At 60.8% G+C, this 22,551-nt stretch carries 20 protein-coding genes; 7 read left to right on the top strand and 13 right to left on the bottom strand.

The window, feature by feature from the left end; translation table 11 throughout:
• Positions 1–5: 5 nt before the first annotated feature.
• The 9 genes from AC1RBR_RS21250 to AC1RBR_RS21210 all read right to left on the bottom strand — a co-directional run bounded on the left by AC1RBR_RS21250 (position 6) and on the right by AC1RBR_RS21210 (position 11,135).
• Entirely contained in the window at positions 6–1,154 is a 1,149-nt protein-coding gene (locus tag AC1RBR_RS21250) for an efflux RND transporter periplasmic adaptor subunit (protein ID WP_492566484.1), read from the bottom strand.
• A gap of 225 nt (positions 1,155–1,379) precedes the next feature.
• Positions 1,380–2,480, bottom strand: coding sequence for a DUF1513 domain-containing protein (locus tag AC1RBR_RS21245; protein ID WP_492566482.1), 1,101 nt, complete (start codon positions 2,478–2,480; stop codon positions 1,380–1,382).
• Positions 2,481–2,494: 14 nt separating this feature from the next.
• The gene (locus AC1RBR_RS21240; RefSeq protein ID WP_492566481.1) at positions 2,495–3,559 is read right to left on the bottom strand and encodes an imelysin family protein; all 1,065 of its coding nucleotides are present in this window, start codon (positions 3,557–3,559) and stop codon (positions 2,495–2,497) included.
• Positions 3,560–3,585: 26 nt separating this feature from the next.
• Positions 3,586–5,013 carry a di-heme oxidoreductase family protein gene (locus AC1RBR_RS21235; RefSeq protein ID WP_492566479.1) on the bottom strand — a complete coding sequence of 476 codons (1,428 nt, stop codon included), beginning with the start codon at positions 5,011–5,013 and terminating at the stop codon, positions 3,586–3,588.
• A gap of 277 nt (positions 5,014–5,290) precedes the next feature.
• Entirely contained in the window at positions 5,291–6,634 is a 1,344-nt protein-coding gene (locus AC1RBR_RS21230) for an imelysin family protein (RefSeq protein WP_492566477.1), read from the bottom strand.
• A gap of 230 nt (positions 6,635–6,864) precedes the next feature.
• Positions 6,865–8,916 (bottom strand): putative bifunctional diguanylate cyclase/phosphodiesterase, encoded by a 2,052-nt coding sequence (locus AC1RBR_RS21225; protein ID WP_027612474.1) that lies wholly within the window; start codon positions 8,914–8,916, stop codon positions 6,865–6,867.
• A gap of 436 nt (positions 8,917–9,352) precedes the next feature.
• On the bottom strand, positions 9,353–9,949 hold the full coding sequence (locus AC1RBR_RS21220) for a superoxide dismutase (protein WP_003227660.1): 597 nt from the start codon (positions 9,947–9,949) through the stop codon (positions 9,353–9,355).
• Positions 9,950–10,125: 176 nt separating this feature from the next.
• Positions 10,126–10,728: a LysE/ArgO family amino acid transporter gene (locus AC1RBR_RS21215; protein WP_492566475.1), complete on the bottom strand. Its 603-nt coding sequence runs from the start codon at positions 10,726–10,728 to the stop codon at positions 10,126–10,128.
• A gap of 5 nt (positions 10,729–10,733) precedes the next feature.
• On the bottom strand, positions 10,734–11,135 hold the full coding sequence (locus AC1RBR_RS21210) for an ACT domain-containing protein (protein ID WP_492566473.1): 402 nt from the start codon (positions 11,133–11,135) through the stop codon (positions 10,734–10,736).
• A gap of 96 nt (positions 11,136–11,231) precedes the next feature.
• Between AC1RBR_RS21210 and AC1RBR_RS21205 the strand changes: the two genes are divergently transcribed.
• The 4 genes from AC1RBR_RS21205 (at position 11,232) to AC1RBR_RS21190 (ending at position 15,222) form a co-directional block, all read left to right on the top strand.
• Entirely contained in the window at positions 11,232–12,125 is an 894-nt protein-coding gene (locus AC1RBR_RS21205; protein ID WP_492566471.1) for a LysR family transcriptional regulator ArgP, read from the top strand.
• Between the two features lie 53 nt (positions 12,126–12,178).
• Positions 12,179–13,171: an NAD-dependent epimerase/dehydratase family protein gene (locus AC1RBR_RS21200; RefSeq protein ID WP_027612479.1), complete on the top strand. Its 993-nt coding sequence runs from the start codon at positions 12,179–12,181 to the stop codon at positions 13,169–13,171.
• Positions 13,172–13,287: 116 nt separating this feature from the next.
• Positions 13,288–14,142: an ATPase gene (locus AC1RBR_RS21195; RefSeq protein ID WP_095136981.1), complete on the top strand. Its 855-nt coding sequence runs from the start codon at positions 13,288–13,290 to the stop codon at positions 14,140–14,142.
• Positions 14,143–14,376: 234 nt separating this feature from the next.
• Positions 14,377–15,222: a cache domain-containing protein gene (locus tag AC1RBR_RS21190; RefSeq protein ID WP_095136982.1), complete on the top strand. Its 846-nt coding sequence runs from the start codon at positions 14,377–14,379 to the stop codon at positions 15,220–15,222.
• Positions 15,223–15,343: 121 nt separating this feature from the next.
• Here the strand turns inward: AC1RBR_RS21190 and AC1RBR_RS21185 are convergent, their stop codons facing one another.
• Positions 15,344–16,861, bottom strand: a complete 1,518-nt coding sequence (locus tag AC1RBR_RS21185) for an MDR family MFS transporter (protein WP_492566469.1) — start codon at positions 16,859–16,861, stop codon at positions 15,344–15,346.
• Positions 16,862–16,940: 79 nt separating this feature from the next.
• Positions 16,941–18,134: a 4-hydroxybenzoate 3-monooxygenase gene (gene pobA, locus AC1RBR_RS21180; protein WP_492566467.1), complete on the bottom strand. Its 1,194-nt coding sequence runs from the start codon at positions 18,132–18,134 to the stop codon at positions 16,941–16,943.
• A gap of 177 nt (positions 18,135–18,311) precedes the next feature.
• Here pobA and AC1RBR_RS21175 point away from each other — a divergent pair, with 177 nt between their 5' ends.
• Positions 18,312–19,196, top strand: coding sequence for a helix-turn-helix domain-containing protein (locus AC1RBR_RS21175; protein ID WP_492566465.1), 885 nt, complete (start codon positions 18,312–18,314; stop codon positions 19,194–19,196).
• 131 nt (positions 19,197–19,327) lie between these two features.
• On the opposite strand, the gene AC1RBR_RS21170 is transcribed toward AC1RBR_RS21175, so the two are convergent.
• Entirely contained in the window at positions 19,328–19,504 is a 177-nt protein-coding gene (locus AC1RBR_RS21170) for a hypothetical protein (RefSeq protein ID WP_007964044.1), read from the bottom strand.
• Positions 19,505–19,705: 201 nt separating this feature from the next.
• Positions 19,706–20,611, bottom strand: coding sequence for a LysR family transcriptional regulator (locus AC1RBR_RS21165; RefSeq protein WP_492566463.1), 906 nt, complete (start codon positions 20,609–20,611; stop codon positions 19,706–19,708).
• A gap of 114 nt (positions 20,612–20,725) precedes the next feature.
• Between AC1RBR_RS21165 and AC1RBR_RS21160 the strand changes: the two genes are divergently transcribed.
• Both AC1RBR_RS21160 and AC1RBR_RS21155 read left to right on the top strand, forming a co-directional pair.
• On the top strand, positions 20,726–21,604 hold the full coding sequence (locus AC1RBR_RS21160; RefSeq protein ID WP_492566461.1) for an MBL fold metallo-hydrolase: 879 nt from the start codon (positions 20,726–20,728) through the stop codon (positions 21,602–21,604).
• A gap of 220 nt (positions 21,605–21,824) precedes the next feature.
• Positions 21,825–22,439: an NAD(P)-dependent oxidoreductase gene (locus tag AC1RBR_RS21155; RefSeq protein ID WP_492566459.1), complete on the top strand. Its 615-nt coding sequence runs from the start codon at positions 21,825–21,827 to the stop codon at positions 22,437–22,439.
• Positions 22,440–22,551 lie beyond the last annotated feature (112 nt).

Raw genomic sequence — 22,551 nt, 5'->3', positions numbered from 1 at the left:
CTTGATCAGTCGGCGCGAGGCGGACTGTTCTGCTCGCCGAGGGTCTTGTCGTCGCTGATGGCGATGTGTGCGCCGTTGTCCAGTTTGATCTGGCCGGCGGTCACCACTTGTTCGCCGCTCTGCACGCCCTTGTTGATCATCACCAGGCCATCGCGGCGCTCACCGGTCTCGATGAAGCGGCGCTCGGCGATCAGTACCGGTTGGCCCTTGTCGTCTTTTTCGACGCTGCCGTCCTCGGCCTTTTTCTGCCCGACCACGTACAGCGAGTTGCCGTACAGGGTGTAGGTGATCGCGCTTTCCGGGACCACGATGTGTTTCTGCGGATCGGGCAGCAACACCTCAAGGCTGGCGAACATGCCCGGCAGCAATTTACCGTCGGGGTTGGCCAGGGTTGCGCGCACCAGAATATTGCGCGTGGTGCTTTCGACAATCGGGTTGATCGCGCTGATGGCGCCGGGGAAGTTCTGCCCGGGATAGGCCGCGACGCCGATCTGCACCGGTTGACCGATGGCCAGTTTTGGCACCGATTGCTCCGGCACATAGAAGTCGGCGTAGAGGCTGCTCAGATCCTGCAGGGTGGCGATTTTGCTGCCGCTGGCGAGGTAGTCGCCGACGTCCACCTGACGGATGCCGATAGTGCCGCTGAACGGCGCAAGGATGCGTTTTTTCGCCAGCGAAGCGTTGAGCTGATTGACCGTGGCCTTGTTCTTTTGCAACACGGCGGAGAGACGGTCGTACTCGCCTTTGGAGATCGCGCGGCTATCGACCAGTTGGCTGCCGCGACCGAAATCCAGTTGTGCCAGTCCCAGGTCAGCCCTGGCGGTTTCCAGCAGGGCGGTTTCGACCGCGCTGTCGAGCTGCAGCAGTGGTTGCCCGGCCTTGACCTTCTGTCCGGATTCGAATTTGAGTTCGGTGACGGTGCCGGCGACTTCCAGACTCAGCTCGACGCCTTGCAAGGCTTTCAGCGAGCCGACGGTGGGCAGACGCATCTGCCACGGCTGTTCGCTGGCGCGGGCCACGGCGACGCTGATCGGCGGTTTTGGTTTGGAGAAGCCCTGGATCATGGTGTAGATCGAAAAGGCTTTGTACCCGCCCAATACCAGGACGACCAGCAAGACAACACCCAACATGATCAGCATGCGGCGACGCAGCATATTTCCAGTTCCTTGGATAAATCAGGTGAGACAGGCGGGCACATTACTCCGAGTCAGGTAGGGATTCCAACTGGCAGTTATTACAGTGAGGACGAATAAAACCCCTGTGGCGAGGGAGCTTGCTCCCGCTGGGGCGCGAAGCGGCCCCGCTTTTTAACTCAAGAGCATGGGACTGCTGCGCAGTCCAGCGGGAGCAAGCTCCCTCGCCACAGTTACAGCGTTGATTCAGGCCATCAGGTGCAGATGGTTGTCCCAGAGCCCTGCCGGCAATTCCAGCGGCTTGGCCAGCAGCTCATCCTGGCGGCAATCGTAGTAGCGGCAGCGGCCCTGACCCGAGGTCACGACGAAACCATCCTTCACCGCACCAACGCCGGCGCAATCGGGCAGCGGCGCGTCGAGACGCACTTCGCCGCTGTCCAGGTCCCAGATGAAGAAGCGATTGCCACGCGGCGCGGTCAGCGCCACCAGACGCAGATCGCTGTGGACTGCGACGCTGGCGGTGTAGTGACCCATCGACTGCAACTGATGCTCCGGCACCGGGAACGCCACGAAGGGTTGGCCCGGACGCTTGATCGCCAACAGCTCGGAGCGCTCATGCGAGGCGCCCATGAACTGCTGGCCGGCGACGATGGTGCCGTCGCTGGCAATGCCCAGATGACGCACGCTGTTCATCTGCTGGGAAAGGGTTTCCTTGCTCAGCAGGGTGCCGTCGCGCTGCATCAGCACCAGGCTCGGTTCCATGGCGTTGAGGTTCATGTCGACGCGGCTTTCGGCCTCGGTGCGGATCCCGCCGTTGGCCACCACCAGGGTTTCGCCATCGGGCATCCACGAGACCTGATGCGGGCCGAGGCCATGGGTGGAAATCTCGCCGCTGTGCACCAGCCGCTCGCCTTCGAACTTGTACACCCCGAGCAGGCCACGCCCCGGATCAGTGGTGTCGTTCTCGGTGGCGTACAGGTATTCGCCGTCCTTGTGCACCACGGCGTGGCCGTAGAAATGCCGGTTCGGCTGCGAAGTCACGGTTTGCAGCAACGTCCCGTCGCGCAAGTCGATCAGGTAGCTCTCGGTGCCCGGGCGGCGGGCGACGAACAGCGCGATCGGCAGCGTCGGGTGGTTGATGATGTCGTGGCAGCGCTGGCCGACCTCGGTGGCGAACACCCGCGTACCATCCAGCCGATAACCGACGGCGTAATGCCTGCCGTCGGTGTCGTCGCGCGCCGAGAGCAACAGCGGGCTCTGATCCTTGCGCTTGAACAGCGTCCAGCCGCCCAGTGTCACTGCTCCCAGCAGCAAACTACCTAAAGTCAGAGCCTGGCGTCGCAGCATGGCACTTGCCCTCATCAGTCACCGTCGTTGGCGTTGAAGCCCAGTTGGATGCCCAGCGCCTTGGCCAGTTCGCCTTCGTGCAGGCGATGGACGACGTTGAGGCTGTCGTAGAGATCGTTGAGTTGTTGACGACCGGCGTCGTCCTGAAGCATTTCGGTCAGCGAGCGCTGGCTGCTGTCGAACAGTTTCAGTGACGCGGCGTAGGCAGCGTCGATCTTGTCCGCCAACGGTTTCTGCTCGGCCGGCAACAGACCGCGCAGGCCTTTGTTGTCGACGCCTTCCCAGACGGTTTTGGCTGCAGCGAGGCTGGCTTGCAGCGCGGTCAGCGACGACTGGCTGCGCCACGCATCAGCCTGGAACGGTTGCGGCACGCCTTTGCTCTGGCGGCCCATTGGCGTGCCGAGTTTTTTCTTCAGGGTGTCGAGTGCGGTGACCTGTACACGCAGCAGATCGGCGATCGCTTCGTGGGAGTCGGCGTAGCGCTGGTTGGGGAACTTGCTCATTTGCGCGAGCATGCCGTCGGTGTTGTTCCAGCTCTGCAGAATTTCTTCGGCCAATTGCTTCTGGCGCTCGCCGATGGCGATCAACAGTGGGCAGTATTTGGCTTTCTGCTCAGCGTTGGCGACGTCCGGTTTTTCATCGAACAGGATGTACTCGTAAGCCGACAGGCCCTGCACCACGACGCTGGATTTGGCCAGAGCGGCGGCGTCGATTTGCGGTTGCGCGACCACCAGTTGCTCGACCTGACGGCCAACGAGGTTTTTCTTGTCCGGCCAGAACTGCACCTGCCACGAACGGTTCCCCTCGGCCAACGGCCCGATCAGCAACGGTTGCAGCTCGGCCCAGGCTTTCTGCGCGTGCAGGAAGTCGGCGCGGGCGGTTTCCAGGGTTTCCTTGCCCTGGCAGTAGGCGAGGGCGCTGACGGCCAGTTGCTTGTCGGCTTCGACCCAGCGGGTGTAAGTCGGCAGGATCACCGATTTGGCGATGGCCGCCGAGGTGACCGCTTGCGGATCCTGCGGCGAGCAGGCGCCGAGGGCGAGCGCGGCAAGGCTGGCGAACAACAACTTGGGACGGAACATGTCGGGCTCCCGATTCTTTTAAGTGTTTAAAGTGAGTTCAAAAACGCCAGCAGCGCGACACGCTGTTCGGCGTTGAAAGACAAAACCTGTTGCTGCGCCTGCTGCGCTTCGCCGCCATGCCAGAGCACGGCTTCGAGCAGATTGCGGGCGCGACCGTCATGCAAGAACTGGGTGTGACCACTGACTGCCTGCGTCAGACCGATCCCCCACAACGGCGGGGTGCGCCAGTCGCGGCCGGAGGCCTGGAATTCGGTGCGGTTGTCGGCCAGACCATCGCCCATGTCATGCAGCAGCAGATCGCTGTACGGGCGAATCACTTGATTGGCCAGTTCAGGTTCGGCGGCGTTGGCGGCGGTGGTGTATTGGGGCGTGTGGCAGGACTGGCAGCCAGCCTGGAAGAACAGATTCTTGCCGGCCAGTACTTGTTCGTCGTTGACGCCACGACGTGCCGGCACTGCGAGGTTGCGCGTATAGAACAGCACCAGGCGCAGGATGTTGTCGCTGACTTCCGGCTCGCCGTCCGGGCCATTGCCGTTGGGTGCCTGCTTGCACGCGGTTTGCGCGTTGGTGCAGTCATCGAAGGGTCTGAGGCTGGTGGTCAGGCCCATGTCTCCGGAAAACGCATGTACATTCTGCTGATTGAGATTAGGTTGCCCGGCTTTCCAGCCAAAACGGCCGGCCACGGTTTTCTGTAATTCATCGTCCCAGACCCGATTTACGCGACCCTTAATGCCGTTGTTCTCTTTGGCCTGCGCGGCGGCGTTGGCGAGGATCGCGTCTTCGGGAATCGCTTCGAGCAGGCCGAGGCCGATCATCGGCGGCGCGACCCGGGCCGAGAAACGCGTGTCCGGGTGCATCGGGCCGTAGCCCAACTGAGTGAATTGCAGAACCGGTTTGCGCAGCTCCACTTCGGTGCCGTCCTTGAAGCGGATCGGCACCGGGGTGTACTCGACGCGCACCTTGCCTTCCGGAACGACGCCGGGCACGGCCATGTCCTGGAACTGGCCGCCGTAGACCGGCTCCGGCACCACGCCGAGTTGCTCGATGACTTTGGCGTAGGCCGGTGAATCGGGAATCGACAGGCGTACCAGCATCGACACCGCGTTTGCCGCATCCGGCGCTGGCGGGTGCCCACGACCATCCTTGATGTGGCAGTTCTGGCAGGCGTTGGTGTTGAACAGTGGGCCGAGGCCATCGCGGGCGGTGGTGGTCGACGGGGCGATCACCCACGGACTGCGGAAGAAGCTGTTGCCGACGCTGAAGTCGACCCGACGCGACGGCGGCAGGTTGGCCGAGGGCAGGGAGAACGCATTCTGATCGGTCTTGCGCACGGTCGCCGCCCCGCCCGAACGCGCTTCACCCGGCTCAGCCTTGGTAAAACGCGGGGCGTCATCGCAGGCACTCAGGCCCAGGGCCAGAAACAGTGCGGACAAGCGAAGCGGCAGCGAGGGCATCAGACATCCTGCGGACGGGCGAAAACAAAGGCGCAAAGTCTAACAGGGCGAGGGGGTTTGAATAAGAGGAATTATCGTTTGCTTGATATGGGGCAAGTCTCAAGACCAATGCAAAAACCTTGTAGGAGTGAGCCTGCTCGCGATAGCGGAGTGTCATTCGACTAATTTCTGGCTGACACACCGCTATCGCGAGCAGGCTCACTCCTACAGAGGGTCGTGCATGGCAGGCATGAAAAAGGCGACCCGAAGGTCGCCTTTTTCAGTCGAACGCGCGTGATCAGAACTCGTGATCAGCGTTGTCCGGGTTCAGGTCGCTGATGCCCAGCTTGCCGGCAGCGGCTTCGATCGAGCCGGTCTGCTTGACCAGTGCGGCGATGGCGTCACGTACGATCTGGTTGCCGGCGGTGTTGCCGGCCGCGATCAACTGGTCGTAGTGCTCACCCTTGTTGGCGTGATCGACCATGACCTGGATCTTGGCTTCGGTAGCGGCCAGATCGGCTTTCAGCGCGGTGTCGGCGGCCGGGTCGGCCTTGGCCACCAGCGACGACAGGCTGGCGCCGGTCAGCTTGGTGCCATCAACCCGGGTGTACTCGCCCAGGTACACGTTACGAATGCCTTTGGCATCGTAGAAGTGCGAGTTGTGGGTGTTGTCGCTGAAGCAATCCTGTTCGTCTTCCGGGGAGTTGGCTTCCAGGGAGACCTTCATGCGCTCGCCCGCCAGTTCGCCCAGCGACAGACTGCCCATGCCGAACAGCATTTTGCGCAGACCGGATTCGCCCGGTTCGGCTTCCAGGGTGGCGCGGTAGTTGTCAGCCACGTTCGGCTTCCAGTTGCCGACCATTTCTTCCAGGTCGCTGACCAGCAGTTGGGTCACGGCTTTGAGGTAGGCACGGCGACGATCGTTGTGACCGCCGGTGGCGCCGGCGCCTTCCAGGTAGTCCGACGCCGGACGGTTGCCGGCGCCCGGGCCGGTGCCGTTCAGGTCCTGGCCCCAGAGCAGGAATTCGATGGCGTGGTAGCCGGTGGCGACGTTGGCTTCGGAACCGCCCAGCTCGTTGAGGCTAGCGAGTTTTTCCGGAGTGATGTCCTTCACGTCGACCTTGTCTTCGCCGACCTGCACTTCAGTGTTGGCGATGATGTTGGCGGTGGCGCCCGGGTTGCCCAGCGCGTGCTCGTAGGATTTGTCGACGTAGTCGATCAGGCCTTCGTCCAGCGGCCAGGCGTTCACCTGACCTTCCCAGTCGTCGATGATGGTGTTGCCGAAGCGGAACACTTCGCTCTGCAGGTAAGGTACGCGGGCGGCGACCCAGGCAGCCTTGGCGGCTTTCAGAGTGTCGGCGTTCGGCTTGGCGAGGAACGCGTCGACCGCGGTTTGCAGGGTTTTCGCAGTGGATTCGGCATCGCTGTATACGGCGAAGACCATGTCGGCGTAATGCGCGACCACAGCCTTGGCCGCAGCTTCATCGACTTTACCGGCAGCGGCAGGTGCTGGAGCGGCAGCGGTGCTGGCGGCCGGCGTCGGCGCGGCCGGGGCGGCAGCCTTGTCTTTGCCTTCGCCGCAACCGGCGAGGGAAATAGCGATGGCCAGCAGACTGGCGGTAGCCAGAGGCATACGAATCATGGCGAACATCCTGCTTCGATAGTTGAGTGGACTCGCGCTGGGGGTGCGCAAAACTGCGACATAATGCAAATCTTTCGCATTATGTGTAAAGGGCTGTGGCTGGAAATATTTCTTATTTACGCCAGTGTGATGGCGCAGATCAAAAGATCGCAGCCTCGTTTCACTCTACAGCTCCTACAGGGGCACGCGATCCCTGTAGGAGCTGCCGCAGGCTGCGATCTTTTGATCTTCTAGAGAATGGCAGCATTGGTGCGTTGGGCTTGCTTGAGGTAGGCCGTCAGCTCCCGGGCAGGCAGCGGCTTGCTGTAGTGGTAACCCTGACCTTCGTGACAGCCTTCGGAGATGATGTAGGACTCCTGCTCGGCGGTTTCCACGCCTTCGGCGATCACCTGCATGCCCAGGCTTTTGCCCAGTTGGATGATCGCGCGAACGATGGTCGCATCGTCGTCGTCATCCAGCAGATCCTGAACGAAGCTCTTGTCGATCTTGATCTTGTCCAGCGGCAGGCTCTTCAGGTAACTCAATGATGAATAGCCGGTGCCGAAGTCGTCGATGGCGATCAGCGCCCCGGAGCGGCGCAGGCTCAGCAGGTGTTGGGCGGCGGTGCTGATGTCTTCCATCAGGCCGGTCTCGGTGACTTCCAGTTCCAGACTGCGCGGCGGCAGGCGGTAGATCTGCAGCAGGTTGTTGACCACCCGCGGCAACTCGGCGTGGTGCAGTTGCACGGTGGACAGGTTGACCGCCATGCGCAGATCGACAAAGCCCTGATCGTGCCATTCGCGCAACTGCTTGCAGGCCTGATCCAGCACCCATTCGCCTATGGCGATGATCGTACCGTTCTGTTCGGCCAGCGGGATGAACAGATCCGGCGGCACCAGACCGTGTTCCGGATGCTGCCAGCGAATCAGTGCCTCGACGCCGACCACGCGGTGATCGCGATAGCTGATCTGCGGCTGATAGACGAGGTAGAACTGGTCGCGAATCAGCGCGTCACGCAGGTCTTTCTCCAGTTCGCGACGGCGACGCATCTCGCTGTCGACACTGGCAATGTAGAACTGATAGCGGTTGCGCGAGCGGGTCTTGGCCAGGGTCATGGTCTGCTCGGCCTTCTGCAGCAGCTTCTCGGTGCTGTCGCCGTCTTCCGGGAACAGGGTGATGCCGATGGTCGCGCGCAGGCGGATTTCCTGATGGTCGAGGGCAAAAGCCGCTTCCAGATCATCGAGGATACTTTGCGCCAGCTCTGCCGCTTCATAAGGCTGTTCGATATCGGCCTGCACCAGGGCGAACTGGTCGCCGCCAAGCCGGGCGAGGGCGCCGAGGCGACCGCTGTGGGCGCGCAGGCGGTCGGCCAGCGCCAGCAGCAACTGGTCGCCGGTCTGGTAGCTGAACTGCTCGTTAATCCCTTTGAAATCATCCAGCCCCACACACAGCACTGCGACCCGGCGTTGCAGCTTGCCGGCGTCGACCAGAATCTTGTCCAGTTGCTGCTGCAATTGCTGGCGGTTCGGCAGACCGGTGAGGAAGTCGTACTGAGCCATGCGCAGCAGGCTGTTTTCCGCTTCGTGACGCAGGTGGGTGTTGCGTTCGATGGATTCGAGCAACTGGTTGGCGGTATTGATCCAGATGCCGAGTTCATTCTTTTCGTGACCCTTGAGCTGCGGAATCTTGTGCTCGCTGGGGCGATCGGGATTGATTTCGGTCAGGTGCTCGATGATCCGCGACAGCGGCTTGGTCAGCAGCCAGTGATAAACCAGATACAGCACCAGGCCCATGGCCAGGGCGCGCAAGACGCCGGAAATGAAAATAATCACCGAACTGACGATGAAACTCTCGCCATAGGTGGCGGTGTCGAGGGTGATGCTCAGGTCGCCGTAATACTCGCTGTACGGGCCGCGACCGACCAGTTGGGTGGTGAAGGTGCGTTCCTGACCGAGAATCAGGTCAGTCAGCCAGCGGCTGTTGGAGTGCTGCAACTCACGGGACTTTTGCGCGAGCATCGCTTCGTTGGGATGGCCGATGGAGGCCTGGCGCACCGCGTCGTCCTGAAACAGGCCTTCGATCACCTGCATGCCCATTTCCCGGTCCAGGCTATAGACCGCCTGAGTCGAGGGATCACGGAACATGTCGAGGATACGCTGGGCGTCGCCGGCCACCGCCTGGCGGGTTTTATAGGCATCGAAAACGATCTGGGCGCAGCTCAAGACCACGCCGACGATCAATGCCGAAAGGAGCACGACCCGGAGCAACTTCACCGACAAGCTGTTCTTGAGTTCCAGCTTCAAAGGGTTATTCCTTGTTCCGTGCGGGTAGCGTCAAGTTGCCATGAGTATTGGCAATCCCGTGTTGGCAGTCAAAGGGACAATCAAGTCCCGAGATATTTGCCCGTGGCGTTGCCGAAATACAACGGCCTGGAGTGTCAACTCTATTTGTACTGTGTCGGTAGTTTCAGTCCTCAACTTGAGCCGTCTGGAACAAATTTTCCTCGGTTTGATGTTAGCCCGCTGGGCTGCACCAGCAAGTGGCCGGAGCCAGCGTTCATTGTGAGAAAAACGCTATTCCCTGTAGGAGCTGCCGCAGGCTGCGATCCTTTGATTTTATTTTTCAAGATCAAAGTCAAAAGATCGTCCGATCGCGGCCCGAGCCTGCGGCAGCTCCTACGGGGGAATAGCAGGCATAAAAAAACCCGGCCGTAGCCGGGTTTTCTGACTGGCGCGCAGCTTAAGCGGTGAAGGTTTTGCCTTCGAACTGCTCAGCGACGAACTTCCAGTTGACCAGGTTCCAGAACGCTTCAACGTACTTCGGACGCAGGTTGCGGTAGTCGATGTAGTAAGCGTGTTCCCAGACGTCGCAAGTCAGCAGCGGGGTGTCGCCGCTGGTCAGCGGGTTGCCGGCGCCGATGGTGCTGGCCAGGGCCAGGGAACCGTCAGCCTTTTTCACCAGCCAGCCCCAGCCGGAACCGAAGGTGCCGATCGAGGTTTTGCTGAACTCTTCCTTGAACTTGTCGAACGAACCGAAAGCCGCGTTGATGGCTTCAGCCAGTGCGCCGGTTGGTTGACCGCCGGCGTTTGGCGCCAGGCAGTTCCAGTAGAAAGTGTGGTTCCAGACCTGAGCGGCGTTGTTGAAGATGCCGCCCGAGGAAGTCTTGACGATCTCTTCCAGGGTCTTGCCTTCGAACTCGGTGCCTGGCACCAGGTTGTTCAGGTTCACGACATAGGTGTTGTGGTGCTTGTCGTGGTGAAATTCCAGGGTTTCCTTGGAAATGTGCGGCTGCAGGGCATCGTGTGCGTAAGGCAGCGGCGGCAATTCGAAAGCCATGATGATTCTCCTAATCAGGTCTGTTGCGGTGAGCGCAAGGCCGATCACGGGCGGCCAGAAATGCACCGACGAGTTTTTACTCTTTGCGGCGCAGGGTTCGGATCATAGCACCGGGGTCAAGGCTTAACCACGCAACAACTGTGTGGGATAGAGGTTCCAGAGCCTTTTGGAATAAATCAGTTGGCGATAATCAATTGGCCCGCCACCGTGAACATCATCACTGCCACCAGAAGATCAAGAATCCGCCAGGTACTCGGCCGCGCCAGCCACGGTGCAAGCCATGCCGCACCAAGGGCGAGGGTGAAAAACCACAGCAGCGAAGCACTCGCCGCGCCTACGACATAAGCGCCCGGTACTGACTGCTGCGCACCGAGGGAGCCGATCAGCAATACGGTATCCAGATAAACGTGCGGGTTGAGCAGCGTCACCGCCAGCGCGCTGAGCATCACTGCGCGCAACGAGCGTACAGTGTGGTTTTCACCCTGATTCAGACTCTGTTTCGAGAACGCCCGGCGCAGCGCCTGGCTGCCGTACCAGATCAGAAAGACGGCGCCGCCCCAGCGTGCGATCGCCAGCAATGTCGGGTTCTGCGCCAACACGGTCGCCAGGCCGAACACGCCCGCAGCAACCAGTAACGCATCGCAGGCGACGCACAGCGCGGCGACGGGCAGGTGATGTTCGCGGCGCAAGCTCTGCGCCAGCACAAAAGCGTTCTGCGTACCGATCGCCATGATCAGCCCCAACGCCACCAGCAATCCGTTCACATAGCTTTGCCACATAAGATTTACTCCGCGTTGGCTGCGAGATCGCGCAGTACTTGCATGGCGCGCTCGGCGTCGGCCTGACCGACAAACAAATGATCGTGGTAGTAACCGGCGATCACGTTGCAACTGATTCCGGCCTTGCCCAGCGCGCTGGCGAACGCAGCGGTAAGGCCGACTGCTTCCAGTGCCGAATGCACGTTGAGGGTGATCCACGCCGCGACATAATCGAAACTGAACCCGGCGTGTTCAGCCTGGGAGCGTTCGAGGATCACGGTCAGGCCTTCCTGTTCGCGAAAGTTGCCGACAATCTCCACACCGCTCGGCAACGGGTCGTCACGCAGGGTGCAAAACACATATTCGCCGGCGTTGAGCTGCGGGCTCATGCTGCGCAGCAAGGTCGTGAGTGAGGTTTCGCCAGCCATTGCAGTGTTCCTTGATAAAGAGTGCTTGCTGGCTATTCTCCGGTCGAAAGCGGTATAAGAAAAACCAATAGTGCTGATCGCTCATTAGGAAAACTGATGTTCGACTACAAATTACTTTCCGCGCTGGCTGCCGTGGTCGAACAGGCCGGATTCGAACGCGCCGCGCAGGTTTTGGGCTTGTCACAATCGGCGATTTCCCAGCGGATCAAATTGCTGGAAGCGCGGGTCGGCCAACCGGTGCTGGTACGCGGCACGCCGCCATCGCCGACCGAGATCGGCCGGCGGCTGCTCAACCATGTGCAGCAGGTGCGCCTGCTCGAACGTGACTTGCAGACCCTGGTGCCGGCGCTCGACGAAGAAGGCCTGCCGGAGCGTCTGCGCATCGCCATCAACGCCGACAGCCTCGCCACCTGGTGGGCCGAAGCCGTGGGCGATTTCTGCGCCGAACAGCATTTATTGCTGGATCTGGTGGTGGAAGATCAGACCGTTGGCCTCAAGCGCATGCGTGCTGGGGAGGTTGCGGCGTGTGTCTGTGCCAGCGAACGCCCGGTGGCCGGTGCGCGCAGCGTGTTGCTCGGGGCGATGCGCTATCGGGCGCTGGCCAGTCCGGGGTTTATCGAGCGGCATTTCCCCGACGGCGTGCGCGCCGAACAGCTGCCGAGGACCCCGGCGCTGGTGTTCGGCCCGGACGATTTTCTCCAGCATCGCTACCTCGCATCCTTGGGTGTCGATGGCGGATTCGAGCACCACTTGTGCCCGTCCTCCGAAGGATTTGTGCGCCTGACCGAAGCCGGGTTTGGCTGGGGACTGGTGCCGGAACTGCAAGTGCGCGATCAACTGCAACGCGGCGTATTGCGCGAACTGTTGCCAGATAAACCGATCGATGTGCCGTTGTACTGGCATCATTGGCGCAATGGCGGTCAGCTGCTGGCCTTGCTGACCGAGCAATTGCTACGTTCTTCACCGCGCTGGCTGGTGCCCTTGGGCTGACGGTCAGCGTCAAGACAGACGTATCAGGTAAACGAAAGACATCGGAGCGTTACATGAAAATTCTGGTCACCGGCGCAAGCGGCTTCATTGGCGGACGCTTTGCGCGTTTCGCTTTGGAGCAGGGCCTGGACGTGCGGGTCAACGGTCGCCGGGCCGAAAGCGTCGAGCATCTGGTGCGCCGTGGCGCCGAGTTCGTCCCGGGCGATCTCACCGATGCGGACTTGGTGCGTGAGCTCTGCGCCGACGTCGAAGCCGTGGTGCACTGCGCCGGCGCCGTCGGCTTGTGGGGGCGCTATCAGGACTTTCATCAGGGCAACGTGCAGGTCACCGAAAACGTCGTCGAAGCCTGCCTCAAGCAGCGCGTGCGGCGGCTGGTGCATCTGTCGTCGCCGTCGATCTATTTCGATGGCCGCGATCACCTCGGCCTGACCGAAGAGCAAGTGCCCAAGCGCTTCAAACATCACTACGCGGCGACCAAATACCTGGCCGAGCAAAAGGTCTTTGGCGCGCAGGAATTCGGTCTGGAAACCATCGCCCTGCGCCCGCGTTTCGTCACTGGCGCCGGCGACATGAGCATCTTCCCGCGCCTGCTGAACATGCAGCGCAAGGGGCGTCTGGCGATCATTGGCGACGGTCTGAACAAGGTCGACTTCACCAGCGTGCAGAACCTCAACGAAGCGCTGCTCAGTAGTCTGCTGGCAGCCGGTTCCGCGTTGGGCAAGGCCTACAACATCAGCAATGGCGCGCCGGTGCCGCTGTGGGATGTGGTCAATTATGTGATGCGCAAGATGGAAGTGCCGCAGGTCAGCAAATACCGCTCGTACGGTCTGGCCTACAGCGTTGCTGCGCTCAACGAAGGCGTGTGCAAACTCTGGCCGGGACGCCCGGAGCCGACCCTGTCGCGGCTAGGCATGCAGGTCATGAAGAAAAATTTCACCCTCGACATCAGCCGCGCCCGGCATTATCTGGACTACGATCCGAAAGTCAGCCTGTGGTCGGCCCTCGACGAGTTCTGTGGCTGGTGGAAAGCTCAGGACATCCGTTGATACAAGTCGCTCGGCCGGCAATGAACCGCACTGCCGCTTGAGGGTCAATCCCTGCGGCTGCGGCGGTTATACTTCGCAGCATTTAGCCATCACCGCGTTCCACAAAGGTTGCCTCAATGTCCATGCGTAACGATGCCAACGACGATTTCGACGATGTACCGAGCCTGCGGGCCGACACCTTTGACGACGATGACATTCCGCCCACCGCCCGCACCTCCGTGCACTCGCGCACGCCGCCGGTGGTCAAGGTCAAGGCTGCGAGTACCGGGCCGTTGTGGGCACTGGTCGGCGCATTGTTCTTTGCCTTCATCGGTCTGGCCTGGTGGAGTTTCCAGCAGATTTCGCTGATGGAGCAGCAATTGGTCGCGACCCAGGAAAGCTTTGCGCGCATCAGCGAGGAAGCGGCGGGACGCCTGCAGGACATTTCCGGCAAGGTCGTCGCCAGTCAGAGCAACGTCAACAGCGACAGCGAAGCCCTGAAGCTGCAGATCAAACAGCTGGAAACCCAGTTGCTGGATCAAAGCAAACAGCAGCAAGGCGTGGTGGGTCAGACCAGTGATCTGGACAAGCGTCTGGCGCAGATGACCGCGCAGACCACCGAACAACAGAACGCCAATACCCAGTTGCAGGCTCAGGTCAAAGCCTTGAGCGCCGAACTGGCGACCCTGAAAAGCGCCCCGGCCGACACCGGCAAGGTCGATGCGCAGCTCAAGAGTTATGACGCTCAACTGAAAAGCCTCGGCGCTGATATCACCGCGCTGAAAAAGCAAGGCAATCCGAGCGCGGCGATCGAGCGTCTGGAGCAGGAAATCGTCGTCCTCAAAAGCGAACAGGACAACCGCCCGGCCGCTGCCCAGGGTGGCGGCAATACTGCCGAGTTTGATGCGTTCCGGGGGCAGATGACCCGCAACATCAATACCCTGCAGGCGCAGATCCAGAACCTGCAGCAGCAGATCAATGCCCGGCCGTAAGGCCTGACTCAGGAACCTTTGTGGCGAGGGAGCTTGCTCCCGCTGGAGTGCGAAGCGCTCCCCTGCTTTCGTTCAGGTAGAGCGCATTTGCAGGTTTTGCGACTGCTTCGCAGCCGAGCGGGAGCAAGCTCCCTCGCCACAGGAAATGCGGCAACTTCCGGATTCATCTTCGACCTCCGTCCGACCCCAAGCCGTCTACGCTCTTGAAACACCAACAAGAACGAGGGATGCGTTATGGGGTTTTTGCATAAAGTGGCGTGGTTCGGGGTGATGCTTTTTGTGGGGGCAGGGCAGGTCAACGCCGCCACACAAAAGGACGACAGCAAGGCTGCCATCGCTTTGCTGGAAAAGGCGCTGGCCTATTACCACGACAATGGCGACAAGGCCTTCGCCGCGTTCAGCCGTCAGGGCGAGTTCGTCGACAAGGATCGCTATGTGTTCGTGGTCGACACCAAAGGCGTGATGCTCGCCAGCGGCGGGCCATCCTCAGCCTTGATCGGCCGTGACGTCAGCGAAGTGCTTGCGCCGGATTTACAGAAAGCCTTCAAGGACGCCTTGCTGGTGCCGGAAGGCAACGGCATCCAGCAAGCCGAATACCGCTGGCAGAACTGGGCGGACGGCAAGGTCGAGCGCAAGCATGTGTATTACCAGCGTATCGGCCAGCGGATTCTGGCAGTCGGTTATTACCTGCCGCGTGCATCAGCCGAGCAGGCCAAGGCACTTCTCGACAAGGCTGCAACCGATCTGGGGAAAAACGAGAAGGGCACGCTGACGGCCATCAACTCGCTCAAGGGCGGGTATCTGCAGGATGACCTGTACGTGTTCGTGGTCGATCTGGACACCCAACGCTACGTTGCCCACGGCACCAACCTGCGCTTGATCAACACCGATTTCAGCAAGATCAAGGACCCGGAAGGCAAACCGGTGGGCGAGCCGATTCTGGCGCTGATCGCCAAACAGGACGACGGCGAATACGAATACCGCTGGAAAAATCCGGTGACCGGCAAGGTCGAGGACAAGCATGCCTACCTGAAGAAGGTCGGGCATTTTCTGGTGGCGGTGGGTTACTACAGTCCTTGAGTGAACTGCCTTTGTAGGAGTGAGCCTGCTCGCGATGAGGGAGTGTCATTCAACAGTGATGTCGACTGACACACCCTCATCGCGAGCAGGCTCACTCCTACAGGGTTTAGCGATGTTGCTGTTATTTGGCGCCGTGCTCGCGCCCGCGCAGCAGGTTGTTCGGCATCGCGATCGCCGCCGCCAGCCCCAGCAGCGACACCGCGGTACTCACCCACAGCAGATGCCGGAACGTCACCGAAAGCTCGGCGCGCAAGGCGTTCTGCGCATCGCCCGGTGCGGCGTTCAAACCGTCGAGCAGCACATTGCCCGAATGCCCTTCGCTGAGCAGCGAGTTGCTCGCCAGATGGGCAAAACTCGAATCCTGCAACAACGCCAGCAACAGCGCCGACATCAACGCCACACCCACCGCGCCACCCAGTGAACGGAACAGGTTAGTGGTGCTGGTGGCGACGCCGATGTCGCGTTGTTCCACCGAGTTCTGCGTACCGACCAGTGACGTCGGGAACTGCATGCCGCCGGCAATCCCGCTGAGCAGCATGAACACGCCACTGAGCAACGTCGCTTCCGGTGGACTGAAGGCCATGCCGAGAATCGACAGCGGCATCAGGATCGCGCCGGTCAGGATCTGCGGTTTGTAGCGCCCGGTGATCGACGTGCGCCGGCCGGCGAAATAGGCACCGATCGGCAAGCCCATGGCCAGCGGTAACAGGTGCAGCGCGGCACTATCGGCCCCGGCGCCGGTGACACTCTGAAAGCGCAGCGGTATCAACACGATCAGCGAAATTGCCTGAAAACTGGTAAAGAAAATCGTGCACCAGCACAGCAACGCATTGCGGTTGGTGAACAGGTGCATCGGCAGCAGCGGCTCACGCGCCCGGCGTTCATGCCAGACGAACACCGCCAGCACCAGCACCGCACAGGCCAACAGGCCAAGCACCTCGCTGCTGCGCCACGAATGCCCCTGACCGACCTGGGTGATGGCCAGCAGCAGGGCGGTCAAACCGATGATCATCAACAGCGTGCCGAAGTAATCGATGATCGGTTTGCGCTGCGGAATCGGCAGCCCGCGCAGGTTGCGATTGGCAACCCACCAGGCGCCCAACCCCAGTGGCAGATTGATCAGAAATACCCAGCGCCACGACAGGTACTCGGTCATGTAGCCGCCGAGCACCGGCCCGGCGACGCTGGCCACCGCGTACATGCTGCTGAAGTAACCCTGATAACGCCCGCGTTCGCGCGGCGGGACGATGTCGCCGATGATCGCCTGACTCACCGAGATCATCCCGCCGGCGCCGATGCCCTGAAGAATCCGCGCCAGCACCAGTTGTTCCATGCTTTGCGCCATGCCGCAGAACAGCGAGGCGAGGGTGAACAGGCCCATGCCAAACAGCATCAGTTTGCGTCGCCCGTACAAATCGCCGAGTTTGCCGTAGATCGGCACCGCCACAGTCATTGCCACCATGTACCCGGAAATCACCCAGGCCAGCAGGCTGACGTCCTTGAATTGGGCAGAGATGGCGGGCATCGAGACGGCGACGATGGTCTGGTCCAGCGCGCCGAGAAAAATCGCCATCATCAACGCGACCAGCACGCTGCGAATGGCCGGTTTGGGCGTTTCAGGGTGATTGAGATTGGTCACGGGCGAGCCTGCGGGCAGTGATGGACCCGCACGGCCATTGCGCGCGGGTGGATGCTCGCCAGTGTAAGTCGGTAGCAGGCTATTCGATAGCCTCGTACGGAAGTCCGACGTAATTTTCTGCAATGGTTTTTCGACCCGCTTCGGAGCTGACAAAGTAGTCCAGTTCCGAGGCGCTGATCCGTTGGCTGAAATCATCATGTTCGTCGAAGCGGTGCAGCATCGAAGTCATCCACCAGGAGAAACGTTCGGCTTTCCATACCCGGCGCAGGCAGATTTCCGAGTATTTCTCCAGCAGATCGATGCGCCCTTCGCGATAAACCTTCAGCAGAATGTTGAACAGCGTACTGACATCGCTGGCGGCCAGGTTCAGGCCTTTGGCGCCGGTGGGCGGCACAATGTGCGCGGCATCGCCGAGCAGAAACATCCGTCCGTACTGCATCGGCTCGACGACAAAACTGCGCAGCGGCGCGATGCTTTTTTCAATCGACGGGCCGGTCACCAGTTTTTCGGCAAGCTCGGCGGGCAGGCGGGTTTTCAGCTCAGCCCAAAAGCGCTCGTCGGACCAGTCCGCGACGTTTTCTTCAGCCGGTACTTGCAGGTAGTAACGGGTGCGCGTGGCCGAGCGCATGCTGCACAGGGCAAAGCCGCGTTCGTGCCGGGCGTAGACCAGCTCTTCGTGCACTGGCGGGGTGTCGGCGAGAATCCCCAGCCAGCCGAACGGATAGACCCGTTCGAAGATCTTCAGGCAGTCCTCGGGAATCGACTGCCGGGCGACGCCGTGGAAACCATCGCAACCGGCAATGTAATCGCAATCGACGCGCCAGGTTTCGCCATCCTTTTCGAAGGTGACAAACGCCTCGTCGCTTTTCATGCCGTGAGGAACGACATGGCTCACTTCATAAAACGACAGTGCGCCAGCCTCCCGACGAGCGGCCATCAGGTCGCGCGTGACTTCGGTCTGACCGTAAACCATGACGGTTTTGCCGCCGGTCAAACCCTGCAGATCGATGTGTGCCAGACGCCCATCCAGTGCCAGATCGAAGCCGGCGTGCACCAGCCCTTCGGCATCCATGCGCGCGCCTACGCCGGCCTGGCGCAACAGCTCTACCATGCCTTGTTCAAGCACGCCGGCGCGAATTCGTCCGAGGACATAGTCGGGTGTCTGGCGTTCGAGAATCAGGGTGTCGATGCCGGCGTTGTGCAGCAACTGACCGAGGAGCAATCCGGACGGACCGGCGCCAATGATGGCGACTTGGGTTTTCAGCGTTTTCATTGTTTTTATGACTCGCAAGCTTCACGCGACAGGCGCCGGTGAATGATTTTTATGGATCGAGTGCTTGCATTTTTCCCTTGCGGGTCTGTCAATTGAAGGTGAAAACTGAGCCGATACCTGTACATTCTGCCAATCGGTGCGATTATCGCCCGCAACCTCGAGGCCTGGATTGAAGTGATGAACAAGCCTGACCTGCCTTCGATTCCGGTGTTCAAGCTCTACGGTGAAAGCCTGGACTGGCCGACCCCTGACTTGCTGCACTGTGAAACCATTTCCAAACGCAGCCGCGAACATCAATGGGAAATCAAACCCCACCGTCATGCCGATTTGTGCCAGTTGCTCTTCGTCTTCAAAGGTCAGGCAGAGCTTGAAATCGAAGGACAACGCACGCAGCTCGACCAGCCCGCCATTCAGGTTTTGCCACCACTGTCGGTGCATGGATTTCGCTTTTCCGAGGACGTCGAGGGATTTGTCGTCACCCTCGCCAATCCGCTGATCAATCACTTGCAGGCGCAGCTGGGCAGCTCGGTGCACGCACTGGCCCAGGCCGAGCACTACCCGGCGGGCAAGGACGCGGAGTACCTGAACAGTCTGTTTTCAGCTTTGCAGGCCGAGTACAACGGCCATCAACCCGCGCGGGAAATGCTCATGCATTCGCTGGTCAGCGTGATCATGGTCTGGGTCAGCCGGCAGGCGCTCGTGCGCCATAACGCCAGCCAGCGGCCGCAACGCCAGCGCGAATACCTCAACGGGTTCATTCAATTGGTGGAGGAGACGTACCGCCAGCATGTGAAGGTCGAAGACCTGGCCCATCGCCTGGGGATTTCGGTGTCACACCTCAACGGCACCTGCCGCGAACTGGCAGGGCAGCCGGCGCTGCAGATCATGCACGAACGCCAGTTACTGGAAGCCAAACGTTTGCTGACCTACACCAGCATGACCATTTACGAGATGTCGGAGCTGTTGGGGTTTTCCGATCCGACCAACTTCACGCGCCTGTTCCGGCGCAGGGTGGGGATTTCGCCAAAAGCCTTTCGCGACCGGTTGAAGGCCGAACAGTGAATCTGTAACCACCACATATCCCCTGTAGGAGTGAGCCTGCTCGCGATAGCGCCGTCATGACCAATATTGCAGGTGACAGACACACCGCTATCGCGAGCAGGCTCACTCCTACAGGGTTCGCTTCAGCTACATCAGCGCAGCGCATTAAGCGTCGCGTTGTGCGGAATACAGCGCTCAAAATTGCAGCTGGCGTATTCGCGCGGCAGTTGTCGCAACTGCTCGACCCGCCAGGCCGCGGTGCCGTACAGCGCTAGCGTGGCGGCGCAGGTGATGAAAATCGCGAAGTACCTTCTTGTTCTGATGTTCATGGCGTAGACCTCTGAACGCATACCCTGCGGTATTACTTTCAGCATAGGTCAGCGGTACAGAGTTGCCAGCCACGGATTTCGCCTATGTGACCCCCCCCCTGTGGGAGCGGGCTTGCTCGCGAAGGCGTGGTGTCAGTCGACGACAATCCAGACTGATACACCGCCTTCGCGAGCAAGCCCGCTTCCACAGGGGAATCGTATTTACAGGCCCATATCCCAGTCGGGATTTTCCGGGAATCGTTCGACGAGAAAATCCAGCATGCTGCGCAGTGCCGCCGGCATGTGCTTGCGTGAGGCGTAGACCGCGTAGATGTTCATCTGCCGTGGCTCGGCATCCGGCAGCAGGCGCACCAGCTCACCGGTATGCACATGCACCCCGGCCTGATAAGTCGGCAGCATCGCCACGCCGGCACCGGCCAGGGTGGCGCGCAACAATGTGCTGGCCTCGTTGGCGCTGATGTTGCCCTGCACCGGCACCGAAACGGGCTCACCGTCCTCCTCGAAATGCCACAGGCTCTTGCCGAAATACGAGTGGGTCAGGCAGTTGTGCCGGCTCAGGTCCTCGACCCGCTGCGGCGGCGGGTTATCGCGCAGATAGGCCGGGGCGGCGCAAATCAGCGAGCGGCAGACGGTCAGGCGCCGGGCGATCAGGTTCGGGTCCAGGTCATTGCTGGTGCGGATCGCCAGGTCGATGCGCTCATCCACCAGATTCACCGTGCGGTCGAGCATCTGCATGTCGACGCTGACCCCGGGGTAGCGCTTGACGTACGCCGCCATCGCATCGGCCAGTTGCGCCTGACCGAACGAGGTACTGACACTGATGCGCAGCAGTCCGCGCGGTGCCTCGTCGGGTTCGCTGACGGCAGCCTGCATGTCGGTTGAGAGTTCGAGCATCTGCCGGCAGCGCGGCAGAATTTCGCTGCCAGCGGCAGTCAGGCTCAATTTGCGCGTGGTGCGGTGCATCAGGCGCGCACCGACCCAGTCTTCCAGCTCCGCCAGATAACGCGACACCACTGGCCGTGACAGGTCCAGATGATCGGCCGCCGCCGACTGGCTGCCCAGATCCACCACCGTGACAAACACGCGCATTGCTTGAAGACGATCCATGATTTGCCCGCTTTCAGAAACAAACTATGTCCAAGCATCGCATTTTTTGTACCGAGTCAGGCAACTAAGCTCTGTCCCATCGCCAAACACGGCATTCGGACCACGGAGCAACAAATGATCGGCTTCACTACCCTCAAGCGCGTTTTGCTGGCCACCGCCACCCTCGGTTTCGCGGCCCACGCCGCTGCCGCCAACCTGACACTGGACGTTTACAACCCGGGCACCAACGCGATCTTCCCGGTGACCTCGGTGCTGGTCAGCGGCGAGAAAGACGCGATCCTGGTCGATGCACAATTCGGCAAGGCCCAGGCCGAGCAGGTGGTGGAAAAGATCCGCGCCAGCGGCAAGCACCTGACCACCATTTACATCAGCCACGGTGACCCGGATTACTACTTCGGCCTCGACACCCTGACCCAGGCTTTCCCCGACGCGAAGGTGCTGGCTTCGCAGCCGACCGTGGATCACATCAACAAAACCGTCGCCGGCAAACTCGCCTTCTGGGGCCCGAAAATGGGTAACGACGTACCGGCCAAAACCATCGTGCCGGGCGTGCTCAAGGGCGATAGCCTGATGCTCGAAGGGCAGAAATTGCAGGTGGTCGGTCTGGACGGCAAACAACCGGATCGCAGCTTCGTGTGGATTCCGTCGCTCAAGGCGGTGGTCGGTGGCGTGGTGGTCGCCGAGAACATTCATGTGTGGATGGCCGATACCCAGACTGCGCAATCCCACGCCGACTGGCTGCAAACCTTGCACGCGATCGAAACCCTGAAGCCGAAAACCGTAGTGCCCAGTCACTACCTGGGCGAGAGCAGCCGTTCGTTGGCCAGCGTGAAATTCACTGCCGATTACATTAAGGCTTTCGACGAAGAAACCGCCAATGCCAAGGATTCCGCTGCACTGATCGCGGCGATGAAAAAGCGCTACCCGACACTCGGCGAAGAAAGCTCGCTGGAGCTGAGCGCCAAAGTCGCCAAGGGCGAGATGAAGTGGTAACCCGATTGATCTGAAACAGAGGTCCAGAGGACTTTTGTGGCGAGGGAGCTTGCTCCCGCTCGCCTGCGCGGCAGGCGCAAAACCTGCCAATACGTTGAATCTGAAACAGGCGGGGAGTGCTTCGCCCTCCAGCGGGAGCAAGCTTCCTCGCCACAGGGAATACCGCTTCAAGATTAGATTTATGCCGTCGTTGAAACTCTCAAGCCAACTGGAGAATGTCATGAGCAAGATCGCAATCATTGGTGCCACCGGCCGTGCCGGTAGCCAACTGCTGGAAGAAGCCCTGCGTCGCGGGCATAGCGTCACCGCCATCGCCCGCGACACCTCGAAGATCGGCGCGCGTGCCGGTGTAGTCAGCAAGAATGTCGATGTGCTGGATTCGGCGGCGCTGCAAGCGGCAGTGGCCGGTCACGACGTGGTGATCAGCGCCGCGCACTTCGCCACGGTACCGGCCAGTGCCGTGGTCGGCCCGGTGAAGCAGGCGGGTGTGAAGCGTCTGCTGGTGGTCGGCGGTGCCGGTTCGCTGTTGCTGCCGGACGACAGCCTAGTGATCGACAGTGCGGGTTTCCCCGCCGAGTACAAAACCGAGGCCAGTGCTGGCGCGGCGTTTCTCGATGCCTTGCGTTCGGAGCAGGAACTGGACTGGACCTTCCTCTCGCCATCGGCAGAGTTTGTCGAAGGTGAGCGCACCGGCACCTTCCGCGTTGGCAAGGATCATTTACTGTTCAGTGCTGAAGGTCGCAGCTGGATCACCTTCGCCGATTATGCGATTGCGCTGATTGACGAAGTGGAAACGCCGAAGCATTCGCGTCAGCGGTTTACCGTCGGCTACTGATGCTCCCCACGTTCCAATTGTAGGAGTGAGCCTGCTCGCGATAGCAGTGTGTCAGTCGAAGTAAATGTCACTGACCCACCGTCATCGCGAGCAGGCTCACTCCTACAGGGGA

It is taken from the genome of Pseudomonas sp. GW823-FHT01D03, assembly GCF_058798255.1.
Note: the sequence above shows the minus strand (reverse complement) of the source record. Positions and strands in the feature narration are given on the sequence as shown.

Bases quoted from the DNA above. Each gene is read 5' to 3' on its own strand.
- AC1RBR_RS21200 (WP_027612479.1), top strand. From the start codon at position 12,179: ATGAAAATTCTGGTCACCGGCGCAAGCGGCTTCATTGGCGGACGCTTT.
- AC1RBR_RS21160 (WP_492566461.1), top strand. From the start codon at position 20,726: ATGATCGGCTTCACTACCCTCAAGCGCGTTTTGCTGGCCACCGCCACC.
- AC1RBR_RS21230 (WP_492566477.1), bottom strand. From the start codon at position 6,634: ATGATTCGTATGCCTCTGGCTACCGCCAGTCTGCTGGCCATCGCTATT.
- AC1RBR_RS21220 (WP_003227660.1), bottom strand. From the start codon at position 9,949: ATGGCTTTCGAATTGCCGCCGCTGCCTTACGCACACGATGCCCTGCAG.
- AC1RBR_RS21245 (WP_492566482.1), bottom strand. From the start codon at position 2,480: ATGCTGCGACGCCAGGCTCTGACTTTAGGTAGTTTGCTGCTGGGAGCA.
- AC1RBR_RS21155 (WP_492566459.1), top strand. From the start codon at position 21,825: ATGAGCAAGATCGCAATCATTGGTGCCACCGGCCGTGCCGGTAGCCAA.
- AC1RBR_RS21210 (WP_492566473.1), bottom strand. From the start codon at position 11,135: ATGGCTGGCGAAACCTCACTCACGACCTTGCTGCGCAGCATGAGCCCG.
- AC1RBR_RS21195 (WP_095136981.1), top strand. From the start codon at position 13,288: ATGTCCATGCGTAACGATGCCAACGACGATTTCGACGATGTACCGAGC.
- AC1RBR_RS21175 (WP_492566465.1), top strand. From the start codon at position 18,312: ATGAACAAGCCTGACCTGCCTTCGATTCCGGTGTTCAAGCTCTACGGT.
- AC1RBR_RS21250 (WP_492566484.1), bottom strand. From the start codon at position 1,154: ATGCTGCGTCGCCGCATGCTGATCATGTTGGGTGTTGTCTTGCTGGTC.
- AC1RBR_RS21170 (WP_007964044.1), bottom strand. From the start codon at position 19,504: ATGAACATCAGAACAAGAAGGTACTTCGCGATTTTCATCACCTGCGCC.
- pobA (WP_492566467.1), bottom strand. From the start codon at position 18,134: ATGAAAACGCTGAAAACCCAAGTCGCCATCATTGGCGCCGGTCCGTCC.
- AC1RBR_RS21240 (WP_492566481.1), bottom strand. From the start codon at position 3,559: ATGTTCCGTCCCAAGTTGTTGTTCGCCAGCCTTGCCGCGCTCGCCCTC.
- AC1RBR_RS21235 (WP_492566479.1), bottom strand. From the start codon at position 5,013: ATGCCCTCGCTGCCGCTTCGCTTGTCCGCACTGTTTCTGGCCCTGGGC.
- AC1RBR_RS21190 (WP_095136982.1), top strand. From the start codon at position 14,377: ATGGGGTTTTTGCATAAAGTGGCGTGGTTCGGGGTGATGCTTTTTGTG.
- AC1RBR_RS21165 (WP_492566463.1), bottom strand. From the start codon at position 20,611: ATGGATCGTCTTCAAGCAATGCGCGTGTTTGTCACGGTGGTGGATCTG.
- AC1RBR_RS21205 (WP_492566471.1), top strand. From the start codon at position 11,232: ATGTTCGACTACAAATTACTTTCCGCGCTGGCTGCCGTGGTCGAACAG.
- AC1RBR_RS21215 (WP_492566475.1), bottom strand. From the start codon at position 10,728: ATGTGGCAAAGCTATGTGAACGGATTGCTGGTGGCGTTGGGGCTGATC.